Origin of the sequence: Faecalibacterium sp. (assembly GCF_052358865.1) — a bacterium.
Taxonomy (GTDB): Bacteria; Bacillota; Clostridia; order Oscillospirales; family Ruminococcaceae; genus Faecalibacterium; species Faecalibacterium butyricigenerans.
Genome location: NZ_DAWCVJ010000087.1, coordinates 1 through 9,820 on the forward strand (window position 1 = coordinate 1; position 9,820 = coordinate 9,820).

The 9,820-nt window shown below is 52.7% G+C and carries 18 protein-coding genes; 17 read left to right on the forward strand and 1 reads right to left on the reverse strand.

Annotated elements, in window-relative coordinates; genetic code table 11:
• The 17 genes from ACT8X9_RS11450 to ACT8X9_RS11530 form a co-directional block, all read left to right on the forward strand.
• Positions 1 to 397, forward strand: a 397-nt coding sequence (locus ACT8X9_RS11450) for an MT-A70 family methyltransferase (RefSeq protein WP_444269070.1), incomplete at its 5' end; no start/stop codon positions are given.
• Positions 387 to 1,097, forward strand: a complete 711-nt coding sequence (locus ACT8X9_RS11455; protein WP_444269071.1) for a hypothetical protein — start codon at positions 387 to 389, stop codon at positions 1,095 to 1,097. The genes ACT8X9_RS11450 and ACT8X9_RS11455, both read left to right, overlap by 11 nt.
• 301 nt (positions 1,098 to 1,398) lie before the next feature.
• The gene (locus ACT8X9_RS11460; RefSeq protein WP_444269072.1) at positions 1,399 to 2,310 is read left to right on the forward strand and encodes an SPFH domain-containing protein; all 912 of its coding nucleotides are present in this window, start codon (positions 1,399 to 1,401) and stop codon (positions 2,308 to 2,310) included.
• A gap of 110 nt (positions 2,311 to 2,420) precedes the next feature.
• A complete protein-coding gene (locus ACT8X9_RS11465; protein WP_156074301.1) occupies positions 2,421 to 2,630 on the forward strand; it encodes a hypothetical protein in 210 nt (69 codons plus the stop codon).
• A complete protein-coding gene (locus ACT8X9_RS11470; RefSeq protein ID WP_207684026.1) occupies positions 2,627 to 2,809 on the forward strand; it encodes a hypothetical protein in 183 nt (60 codons plus the stop codon). Before ACT8X9_RS11465 ends, ACT8X9_RS11470 begins: the two co-directional genes overlap by 4 nt.
• Positions 2,810 to 2,811: 2 nt before the next feature.
• Complete coding sequence (locus ACT8X9_RS11475; protein WP_444269073.1) at positions 2,812 to 3,462, forward strand: hypothetical protein; 651 nt, start codon at positions 2,812 to 2,814, stop codon at positions 3,460 to 3,462.
• A complete protein-coding gene (locus ACT8X9_RS11480) occupies positions 3,449 to 3,688 on the forward strand; it encodes a hypothetical protein (RefSeq protein WP_444269074.1) in 240 nt (79 codons plus the stop codon). Before ACT8X9_RS11475 ends, ACT8X9_RS11480 begins: the two co-directional genes overlap by 14 nt.
• Positions 3,685 to 4,302, forward strand: a complete 618-nt coding sequence (locus tag ACT8X9_RS11485; protein WP_444269075.1) for a hypothetical protein — start codon at positions 3,685 to 3,687, stop codon at positions 4,300 to 4,302. The genes ACT8X9_RS11480 and ACT8X9_RS11485 overlap by 4 nt, the downstream gene beginning before the upstream one ends.
• 16 nt (positions 4,303 to 4,318) lie before the next feature.
• Positions 4,319 to 4,744, forward strand: a complete 426-nt coding sequence (locus ACT8X9_RS11490; RefSeq protein WP_444269076.1) for a hypothetical protein — start codon at positions 4,319 to 4,321, stop codon at positions 4,742 to 4,744.
• On the forward strand, positions 4,656 to 5,138 hold the full coding sequence (locus tag ACT8X9_RS11495) for a hypothetical protein (RefSeq protein ID WP_444269077.1): 483 nt from the start codon (positions 4,656 to 4,658) through the stop codon (positions 5,136 to 5,138). Before ACT8X9_RS11490 ends, ACT8X9_RS11495 begins: the two co-directional genes overlap by 89 nt.
• A complete protein-coding gene (locus tag ACT8X9_RS11500; RefSeq protein ID WP_156060130.1) occupies positions 5,131 to 5,337 on the forward strand; it encodes a hypothetical protein in 207 nt (68 codons plus the stop codon). The genes ACT8X9_RS11495 and ACT8X9_RS11500 overlap by 8 nt, the downstream gene beginning before the upstream one ends.
• 1 nt (position 5,338) lies before the next feature.
• The gene (locus ACT8X9_RS11505; RefSeq protein ID WP_156060131.1) at positions 5,339 to 5,728 is read left to right on the forward strand and encodes a hypothetical protein; all 390 of its coding nucleotides are present in this window, start codon (positions 5,339 to 5,341) and stop codon (positions 5,726 to 5,728) included.
• A 132-nt stretch (positions 5,729 to 5,860) separates the two neighbouring features.
• Positions 5,861 to 5,998 (forward strand): hypothetical protein, encoded by a 138-nt coding sequence (locus tag ACT8X9_RS11510; RefSeq protein ID WP_156060132.1) that lies wholly within the window; start codon positions 5,861 to 5,863, stop codon positions 5,996 to 5,998.
• A 320-nt stretch (positions 5,999 to 6,318) separates the two neighbouring features.
• A complete protein-coding gene (locus ACT8X9_RS11515; protein ID WP_120020065.1) occupies positions 6,319 to 7,149 on the forward strand; it encodes a rolling circle replication-associated protein in 831 nt (276 codons plus the stop codon).
• Entirely contained in the window at positions 7,146 to 7,658 is a 513-nt protein-coding gene (locus ACT8X9_RS11520) for a DUF1064 domain-containing protein (protein WP_156074321.1), read from the forward strand. Before ACT8X9_RS11515 ends, ACT8X9_RS11520 begins: the two co-directional genes overlap by 4 nt.
• Positions 7,659 to 7,663: 5 nt before the next feature.
• Positions 7,664 to 8,287, forward strand: coding sequence for a hypothetical protein (locus ACT8X9_RS11525; RefSeq protein ID WP_444269078.1), 624 nt, complete (start codon positions 7,664 to 7,666; stop codon positions 8,285 to 8,287).
• A 28-nt stretch (positions 8,288 to 8,315) separates the two neighbouring features.
• Positions 8,316 to 8,816 carry a hypothetical protein gene (locus tag ACT8X9_RS11530; RefSeq protein WP_120020067.1) on the forward strand — a complete coding sequence of 167 codons (501 nt, stop codon included), beginning with the start codon at positions 8,316 to 8,318 and terminating at the stop codon, positions 8,814 to 8,816.
• Between the two features lie 253 nt (positions 8,817 to 9,069).
• Here the strand turns inward: ACT8X9_RS11530 and ACT8X9_RS11535 are convergent.
• On the reverse strand, positions 9,070 to 9,820 hold a 751-nt coding region (locus ACT8X9_RS11535; protein WP_444269079.1), incomplete at its 5' end, for a hypothetical protein.

Sequence of the window (9,820 nt, forward strand, 5' to 3'; positions counted from 1 at the left end):
GTGCTTCATGTGGGCGACATTCCCACAGATAGCCGATGCCCTGCGCGTCATGGAAGCATGGGGGTTCGAGTATAAGACCTGTGCCTTTGTGTGGATCAAGAAGAACCGGAAGAGCAACACAAACTTTTGGGGCATGGGAGCGTATACACGAGCGAACGCCGAGATTTGCCTGCTGGGAGTAACACCCGGATTCAAACCGGCGGCGCAGATCAAGAACCATGCAGTACATCAAGTTATAGAGTCCCCAGTAGAGGAACACAGTAAGAAGCCAGAAGAAACAAGACGGCGGATTGTAGAACTGCTGGGCGACGTGCCGAGGATAGAACTTTTTGCCCGCCAGCGGTCGCCCGGATGGGACGTATGGGGCAATGAAATAGGTGAACAAGATGAAAAGTGAAAAAGCAATTACGCCGATGCGCTGCGTCAACGCAAACCCCGGAAAGTATGTCAGCATCATTACGAACTTTGGCTGTCATTACACCTGCCCGGAGTGCATCGTAAGAAACAACGGCCTGAAAATGAGCGAAACGGACAATTTCAGCACACAGGAACCGCTCAACAAGGTGCTCTGCAAGGAAAGGCCGGAGTGGGTTTCGGTGTCCGGCGGTGGCGATCCTCTGTTCCATTGGAAAGATCATTGGTCATTCTACGAGGGCCTTTTCCACACGGCAGAGCGGCGAAACGTCAAGCTGGAAATGCACACGAGCTATCTCCCGGACAGCCCGGAAGTACAAGACTTCCCGCTTAATTGGTTTGAACGGGTAGTGTATCACGTCCATACGTTCGACGACTTGCTCCACATTAAACGGAAGTTTGGCGAGATTGTCCGGGTGGTATTTGTCGTTGACGACAATATGACCGAACAGGATGCGCTTTTTATTGCCGGTTATGTGGCGGGCAGCAAAGAGCTTGACGAGCTTTCTTTCCGCCAGCGGGTAGATGAAAACTACAAGGAAACCTATCACCTCCACGATCTGCTGACGGAGTACCACAAAAAGCTCTGGTGGTACATTACCCAGTGCGATTATAACCTCTACTTCCATAATGGCAAGGTGTACACGAAGTACACTGATATTTTTACGGAGGACAAAGAGTGACACAGTATTGCCGGTATTGTTCTCTGGCAGTTCTGAATGACGACGATTTGATTTACTGCGAAGCAAAAGACGAAATGCGAGAGGGCAAGCAGATAAGAAATCCGAACAAGTGCAAGCACTTTGAGTTCAACCCGGTGGACGTTCTGGACGAGAACAAAAAGTATAGGCCGAGAGAGCCGAAGAAGAAAAAAATTGAGGGGCAGGTGAGTTTCTTATAGGCAAGTGGAAACCGAACCTCCCACGGTCAGACCCCACCGTAGCTTTCGCCCGTACATAAGCACATGAGCGAAAGCGAGGAAATATGATCTTTTTCATCATCGGAGTGCTGGCCGCGCTGGTTGCGCTGGCCGTCCTACTCCTGTCCAAAGAGGGCAAGGCCGCAGCATTTATTCCCGGCGTGGTCGCCGTTATCCTGATCGGTGTGTCCTGTGTGTCCTACGTTCCCACCGGCTACACCGGCATTGTGACTACGTTCGGCAAAGTCGAAGATGGCACAAAGGACGCTGGTGTGGTGTTCAAATCACCGTGGCAGTCTATCGTCAAGATGGATAACCGTGTTCAGGAAATGAGCATGGATTTATCGGCGTTCAGTTCTGACATTCAGGAAGTCGCCACGAGCGTTGCCGTTGGTTACCGGATCAATCAGGCGAACGCCATGACGATTTACAAGTCGGTCGGCAAGAAGTACGAGGACACTCTGATTACTCCCCGTGTGCAGGAAACGGTCAAGGCCGTGGTCGCCCACTACGATGCAAGCAGCCTGATCTCGAACCGGGATGCCGTTGCATCGCAGATGGACACGAAGCTGCGGGAAGTGCTGGCAGAGTACAACATCGACTTGCAGTATATCAGTGTCACAAACTTCGACTTCACCGATACCTTTACGGATGCTGTTGAAGCCAAAGTAAAAGCCCAGCAGGAAAAGGAAAAGGCGGAAACCGATGCGGAGAAACGCCGCGTCGAAGCTCAGGCAACGGCGGACGCTGATCTGATCGCCGCCAATGCGGAAGCGGAGAAATCCAAGGTCGCAGCGGACGCGGAGCTGTACGTTGCCGAGAAAAAGGCAGAAGCAAACCGCGCACTCAACGACAGTCTGAATAGCAATCTGCTGGAATACTACCGGATCACAAACGTCGATTCTCTCTGGAACGGCGAACTGCCTACATACGTTGGCGGTGATGGCAGTATTCCCATCATCAACGGGATCAACTGATTTTCTCCTACCGGAGCCGCCCGGCGCGGCGGCTCCATTCTGTGAGCATGGGGATAGGCCCCTACCGGTTCAAGCCCGGAAATGCCCGAAAATAACAGGAGGAAAGGACAATGCCGAAATACTTAGTCATGCTGCGGTGCAGCAGAGCAAGAAGCAACGCAAACCGCCATAGGCAGGAAACACCGGCCTATCTGCCGTACCGCATAGAAGCACCGAAAGCACTTGAAGCGGCGGACAAGGCAAAAGAAGAAGCGGCCCTGTACTACCCGCAGTACCAGAAAATCGAAGTGGACAGCGTAACGGAGGTGCGGGACTTGTGAACAGGTACTACATCAGCGTTGCCGGTTGGAATGGTGCTGGCGTGACTGCGCCGTGCATCATCATCGGTCGAGAATTTGAAGCAGAAACGGAACGCACAGCCGGTGAAGCAGCGGAGAAATCCGCAGATGAACAGTTCCCAGAATATGCGCCGTTTGCAGTTATCAGAAAGGTGGTTTGAACATGAAACTTTCGGGATTGACCAAGATGGTCAAACGGCAGCTTGTCTGCAATGTTTTCTACAACGAAACGAGCGACGATTTTTACATTGGAACCGCGTCTGCAATCTACTGCGCAACTGGTTTCCCGCGTCCGTTGAACCGCAGCCAGATGGGTGCGCTGCTGGGGATCGGTGAAGAAACCATGATCGACAAGGTGGCCTATAACGACTATGACAGCTCATATAAAGACGATCTTAGCGGATTCAATCTGGACGACACGGTTAAGGGCGAAGTAGAAGTAAAGAAAATGGCCGTCGGCATTTACTACATGGGAGAAATCCTTATCCCGGTCACAACGGAAGATAAACACATGGTCGGCCTTATCTGCTGGTCGCAGCTTGCACCGGTTGAGGACGAAATCAAGAACAACGGGTTTATCCGCTACTATCAAAGAAAACGCGCTGACGGAAGAACGTACTATGTGGTAAAAAATGGTATGAGAGTACGCGCTGCTGTCACGTCTTATTCTCTGAACGAATATGCGGAAGCAACGCTGCAAGAGCTGGTCGCTATGCTGGCTGAAAACCACACTGGCGAACAGGAAGAGAGCGGATACACATTCGATGATCTGCCGGATGAAGTGGAGGACGAAACGGACAATGAAGATGTTTGATGCAATCTACAAATGCCGTTTGTGCGGAGAAGAATTTGTGGAGTGCTCAACCAGCGGAGAGAAAAGCAATCGCAGCTTTGTAATGAAAATTATGTGCAGAGCGGTTGAGCAGAAAGAACCGGAAGAGATCATGGAGCCAACGCTCTACGCTTGTCACCCGTGCAAGGATGGGAGTTTTGGCGTTGCTGACTTTCAGGGAATGCGTTTGGAGGGAAAAACAGGGTGAGCAGAAGATACATTCGTATCGGAATCAACGAAACGCTCTGGTTAGGACAGGCACAATGCGTATTGCACCTCATAGACTATGACGCGCTTCGAGAAGATGGATATGAACTGAGCAATAAGGGAGAACAGTTTTTCAATGACTTCTTCCAGCAGGAAATTTTCAGTCAGGAGGATTTTAGACACATGATTGAAAGTGGCCTGAAAGCAAACATAGAGGGTGCGCAGCAGCTTATGGATGCTGTTGAACAGTGCTTTGACCGATTCGATAGAACACACATTGTTACGGCGGAACAAGTGTTGCTGCAATACTGCGGGATGATCGAAGAAGAGGCTAAAGAAGCGGCCCCGGAAATCCACTCGGAAACGGAAAGAAAATGGATAAGCAATCAAGAAGTCATTATCAAGCAGGCGGGCATAATCGAAACTCAAAGAAATATGATTGCAAGCCTGAAAGAAGAAAATGAACACTTGTCTATTGCTTTTGCTGACGAACGAGCTGAAACAAATTCGCTAAGAAAAAAATTGCAGAAGAAAAAGAAGCACCGGTCGCTGGGCGATAGGTCTTTGCAACTTGTCGGGTTTGTGTATTGGATAGTAGATACGATCTGCAATTAAAACAGGAGAATAAACAATGGATGCAGTAAGAAAAGATGTTCGCCGTCTGGTAAACAAGGAGCTGGAAGCAGCAAACAAACACTTCCCCCAGTTTGCCAGCCCGCACGAGGGACAGAATGTTGTCCGGGAAGAGCTGGAAGAAGCGGAACGGGCGATTGTGCCGCTGAAACTTTACATCGAAACCCGGATGTGGAACATGGTCAAGGCAAACCAGACTGTGCCGAAAGACGATTTCAAAGCCATTCGGGAAGCCGCAGTAAATCTGGCTGTCGAAGCAATTCAGGTGGCAGCAATGGCGAAGAAGTTTGAACACGGCCAGCGGAACAACTGGCCCGGCGCAAGGGAGGATAGTCATGGAGAAGAAAAAAACCATGCCGGAAGTGGAAACAGTGACAATCACCATGAGCCGACCGGTGGCAGAAGCGGTAAAGACAGCCTGTGAGTGGTATCTGAGATTGCACATGGGTCAGTTCTGGGATATGGCGGACGATCTGTGCTTGGCAAAATTTCTCTCAGATGAAGAAAACGGAGCGTTCAAAACGAACGAGCAGCGAGCAAATGCTTTTGATGTTGCCCTGCGTCGGAGAGATACCATGCGGGAGGAAATGGAAAAGCTGTATAACCGTTGTGTTCTCCCTGCTCCAATTTCGGATGTGATGAAAATTCCGTACAGAGCAGAAATTGTTTGGCTGGTCATTCGCCACGCGCTGTCATGGCATGATAACCCGGACGGCGTTGCAGGGTGCGTAAGCTATTATTCGCCGCTGAACCGCAGCGATCAGCCACAGCCGAAAATAGAGCTGAAACTGAAAGGCAAAGGTGAAGATCATGGGTAGTGTCTTACAGGCAATCGGCATGATGCCGCTGAAAAAGAACGTCCCGCACCCACGGGCGGCAGACTGGAAGTTGAAAATCTGCCCGGAGTGTGGACGGGAGTGCTGGTATCAGACCAACAACGCGAAGCTGGTTTTGCAGGTCAACCCGGATATGAAGTTTGTTTGCACGGAATGTGCGCTGAAAGCTGGGAGGAATTGAGATGGAACAGTTTACCAACACGGAAGAGCTGCTTCGGAGAATCCGGGAGAACGTGCCTGAAATTTTGGGCGGCGAAAGTAACCCGGACATGGAAGATGAAGTGGAGCAGATCATGTGCGTGGTTGAGAACGCACCGAGGATCGCCCCGGAGGGGGTGCGCCCGGTGGCGCACATAGCATGGAGAAAACGGCCCAAGCAGTTTGTCGTATATGATCCTGTTCCGACAAATGAGTGCTTGTACGATGGAAAGCCGGTTTATACACAGCGGGTTTTGAAACTCGAAGAATACACAGTGCCGTTTTGTTCTAACTGCGATCACCGTTTGGACGATTGCGCCGGGAGTTTTTGTCCAGTGTGCGGTTCGATTATAGAAGAAAGGCGCAGAACATGAAAAAAGAATGCTCCACCTGTGCATGGCATGACAGCTATACATGGGTGTGCTTCAACGGAAATTCTGAGTACCGGGCGGACTTCACCGACCCGGAAAGCACCTGCCCTGAATGGGAAGAAAGGAAAGAACGAAATGAGAAAACTTGACCCGGCGGAAATCCGCAAACTGGCCGCAATCGCTCTCTGGTGGCTGTGTGTCGGCATTGTGTTGTCGAACCTGCTGGCGGTGCTGCTGCAAAACCTGACGGAGTGGATCATGTCGCTGGCCTGATCTGCCCGCCAAAGCCCCTATCTATATTATATATAGGAAACCCGTCGTTAAATTGCCGCCCTGACGAGGCGGCAAGGGGCTTGTATACCGTAGATAAACTAAGGGACACACAGAGAGAAGAGAGCGGAGAGATGCGCTTACCCCCGGCGGGGAAAGGGAGTGCAGAGGGAAAACGAGGGCGGCGTTCCAGCAGCCTATCGGAATAGAGTACGAAAGGAACGCGGCCCGGTGTTTCCCCTTTGCATCGTTCCCCCTCTCGTGTTTGTGGTCCATGATTGAGAAAATTCCATGACGTTTGCGGAAAGGAGGACGTGGAGAATATGACCGGCGGCTTTAGAGTTCGGGAACAGAAATTTATCTGCGGTATGAATTATGCCACGGCCCCCTCTATGCAGGTGGACTTCTTCGAGGTGACAGAGCAGCAGCACAAGGCCAGCACCCGGAAAAAGAAAGAGCTTGCCACCAGCATTGCCAAGGAATCGTATAATCTGCGCAAGAGTGGTCGGTATCTGGAACTGCTGGCAAACCGGAACTTCCGACCCGGCGACTACTCCGTTACATACACCTACAACGAAGAACACCACCCCGCGCCCGGTGATCTTCAACGTGCTGACCGGGATTTTTCCAATGCCATCAAAGCATTGTACCGTATCTGCGACAAAAACGGAATCGAACACCCGAAGTGGATTGTGGTTTCGGAATACTGCACGATGGACGGGGACAAGCCGCTGGGCCGTCACCATCATCATGTTATCATGTCCCACCCGGCGGGGTTGACCCGTGAAATGGTTGAAAAGGCATGGGGCAAGCGCGGCAGATCGCGGTGCGAGCCGTTGGAGTTTGACCACAACAGCATTGAATCCCTCGCAAAGTACATCACCAAGAACGTGCGCTGCAAACGTCACTGGCGGCAGAGCCGCGGGCTGAAACCGCCGAAGATGCCGCGCCCAAACGACGGGAAAATGAGCCGCACCCGGCTGAAAGACGTTTGCGAGAACCGTCTGGAAGATCGGGACTACTGGGAGCGGATGTACCCCGGCTATACCCTGCACCGGTGCGAGTGCATCATAACCGGCAACGCCACCCGCCACCTGATCGTGCGCCTGTACCGCAAGCCGGAACAGCGGAGGAATAGGAGGAACCAGCCTTGAACCGTTTGACGCTGGACGACCTGCCGCCAAGATACCGGGCGCAGGCAGAAGCACAGATCGCGGCCAGAAGCCGGGGAAAGTGCGCCTTGCCGCAGTCTGTCCCCGCCGCAGTTGCCACCGCTGAAAAAATCGGCATGGATTTTGACAGCCGGGGCGAGTACGAGTATTACATGGGGACGATTCTGCCCAAAGTGCAGACCGGGAAGATCGTGAAAGTGGAGCTGCACCGCACGTTCCTACTCCTGCCAGAAAAGGAGTATGACGCGGTAAAGCTCCCGGCGGTGCATTATACCCCGGATTTTGTGCTGACCTATGCAGACGGCACAGTTGAAGCCGTCGAAGTGAAATCGAAGTTTGTCCGGCGGCAGCAGCGCGATTACATACACCGTCGCCGGATGTTCATTGACCTTGTGGCCGAACCGCGGGGCTGGCATTTCATCGAGCATATCACCGCAGACACGGCGGCAGAGGTCAAAGCGTGGAAGAGTCTTGCAAAACAGAAAGGATGAAGAACATGGGAAAATCTATGCCGCCTGTTGAAGTGCGGAAGATGATGTACGAAAAGGCTGTCAACCGCTGCGTGGTCGCAAAGGGCGACACCATGAAGAACATGAAGCTCAACCGGGCCGCTGTGGGGCAGGTGGTGACGTACTGCGCCATCATTGCCGCGCAGAATCTTTTCGACCTTGATCGGGACGGGGTGGAACGCTGGCAGGCAGAGCTTATCCGGCGGAGTGAGGTGTACACGCTGGAAACCAACGTGTACGGCACACCGAAAGCACGGGAAAATCTGCGCAAGCGCACGGACCCCAAGATGAAAGAGGACTTCACCCTGCCGGTCGAGAAGTGGCCGCGCAAAGAGTGGGAGAGGGTGCAGCTCTATGAACGCCGCGGCGCGGGTGATCTTGTGGCCCGGTTCTTTGTCGAGGTCATGGACGGTCTGGGCTACACCACAGAAGAAATCGCCGCCGCCCTGAAAGAGATACAGGGCAACTTCCGGCAGTTCCTTGAATGGTCGAAAGACGGCGAATATGTGGCCTACTACAAAATGGCCCAGTGCTATGAACAGGCAACGGGCATTGAAGCGGCGATAGACGAAGAACCCGGCGCGAAGCCGATCTTCGGGAAAGAAATCTGAGAGCTGACAGGCAGGAGGATAAACGCGGATGCAGAAAAAGGACACTGAACAGATTTTGCTCTACTATGGCAAGATCGAGAAGCAGCTTGATAGTGTCAACATGGAGCTGGCCGAGCTGCAAGACCGATACAGCCCGATCAAGGGCCTTGCGATGGACGGTATGCCACATGGCAGCACACCCGGCGACAGCACCGCGTCCCTTGCCGTCAAGCTGGCCGACAACGAAGAGTACCAGAACCGAGAAAATGAGCTGATTGTCCGGCGGGTCGTGTTGAAGTCGGATTTACAGGAAATCCGGCAGAAATTAGACCGGCTGAACGATGATTACAAAACGATCCTGAAAGGGCGGTATGTCTACGCCGACCGGTCGTTACAAAAAACGTGGGAAAGCATTGCTATTTCCATCGGCAAAAAGAAGATAACCGCGCAGAGGTGGAAAGACGCGGCTCTGGTCGTTCTGGGCGGGATGTTCGATGAAATTCCCATGATCGAAGAAATCCTCTCCCGCGCGTATGACGCGCGCGATTAAAAGGGCCGGTATGCTGGGTATGCCGGGAAAGTGATAGAAAATCTATCAGAACCGGCAGAAACAGTCGCCCAGACAGCGGGCAAGGGAACAACCCGGAAAGCTGTCTATAAAGGCAAGTTGGTAAAGCTCTATGCGCGTGTGCGATGAACCGCTTCCGCAAATCCTCCGAACCGCTCAGAAAAACAAACTTGCGAATATGCCAAAATAGAACGCCCTCGGCGGGTAACTCCGTCGAGGGCGTTAGTTTATATTATCACTCACCAAAACGCACTGTGAAGCCGTCCAGAGGGTCACAGTGATGCTTTTGAAGCATAGCGTTGATCTTCTTGTCCTGTTCGGTGCGATCCGGCGCGGTCACGGTGTAGGGGTGGCCGGGATCGTCCTCGTCATAGACGGCGGTGCAGCCGTGCGGAACAGAGAATGTGCCACGGTTATAGGGGTCAAAGTAAATGTCAAAGTCGAATTTCCGACGCAGGTACTTGTCTAGCATGAAAGAGCTTTTGTCCAGATCGGTGCAGAGCCGATACCCGGCGGGATCGTCAATCCACAAAAGCACGTTGCCGCCAACAAGAGCGCGGGCGGAATCCTCTGAAAGAGTGCCGCTGTACACCTTGCCATTGAACAGGCTGGACAGGATGCCGAACAGCTCTTTTTGTGCCGTGGCGGGAAGCTGCTCGATGCGGTCAACAGCAGTTTCAAAATCTACGCCGTCCAGCTTGTACTTGATTTTGCTGGGATCGTGGATGAAATCACCGGGCATAAGATTAAGCTCCATTGCAAGGCGGTACTGGTGCTTGCAAGGCCGGGTGTGGCTACCGCAAACACAGCCGTTCGGCACGTCCAGCGTGACAACGTAGTTGCCGTGTCTGCTGCTGAAATAACCGGTCTGACCGTCAATGCAGGTCGGTGTCATGTCGGCTTTGAGGGCGGCAAGGTAGCTTTTGAGCAGCGGACCGTCCGAAACGGTGGGAATGTGGTTCACCCATTCTGGAACCCTATTTTCG

Excerpts from the sequence above, each read along its gene's own strand:
- ACT8X9_RS11515 (WP_120020065.1), top strand. The coding sequence starts at position 6,319 with ATGACCGGCGGCTTTAGAGTTCGGGAACAGAAATTTATCTGCGGTATG.
- ACT8X9_RS11490 (WP_444269076.1), top strand. The coding sequence starts at position 4,319 with ATGGATGCAGTAAGAAAAGATGTTCGCCGTCTGGTAAACAAGGAGCTG.
- ACT8X9_RS11460 (WP_444269072.1), top strand. The coding sequence starts at position 1,399 with ATGATCTTTTTCATCATCGGAGTGCTGGCCGCGCTGGTTGCGCTGGCC.
- ACT8X9_RS11510 (WP_156060132.1), top strand. The coding sequence starts at position 5,861 with ATGAGAAAACTTGACCCGGCGGAAATCCGCAAACTGGCCGCAATCGCT.
- ACT8X9_RS11500 (WP_156060130.1), top strand. The coding sequence starts at position 5,131 with ATGGGTAGTGTCTTACAGGCAATCGGCATGATGCCGCTGAAAAAGAAC.
- ACT8X9_RS11480 (WP_444269074.1), top strand. The coding sequence starts at position 3,449 with ATGAAGATGTTTGATGCAATCTACAAATGCCGTTTGTGCGGAGAAGAA.
- ACT8X9_RS11505 (WP_156060131.1), top strand. The coding sequence starts at position 5,339 with ATGGAACAGTTTACCAACACGGAAGAGCTGCTTCGGAGAATCCGGGAG.
- ACT8X9_RS11530 (WP_120020067.1), top strand. The coding sequence starts at position 8,316 with ATGCAGAAAAAGGACACTGAACAGATTTTGCTCTACTATGGCAAGATC.
- ACT8X9_RS11475 (WP_444269073.1), top strand. The coding sequence starts at position 2,812 with ATGAAACTTTCGGGATTGACCAAGATGGTCAAACGGCAGCTTGTCTGC.
- ACT8X9_RS11455 (WP_444269071.1), top strand. The coding sequence starts at position 387 with ATGAAAAGTGAAAAAGCAATTACGCCGATGCGCTGCGTCAACGCAAAC.
- ACT8X9_RS11495 (WP_444269077.1), top strand. The coding sequence starts at position 4,656 with ATGGAGAAGAAAAAAACCATGCCGGAAGTGGAAACAGTGACAATCACC.
- ACT8X9_RS11525 (WP_444269078.1), top strand. The coding sequence starts at position 7,664 with ATGGGAAAATCTATGCCGCCTGTTGAAGTGCGGAAGATGATGTACGAA.
- ACT8X9_RS11465 (WP_156074301.1), top strand. The coding sequence starts at position 2,421 with ATGCCGAAATACTTAGTCATGCTGCGGTGCAGCAGAGCAAGAAGCAAC.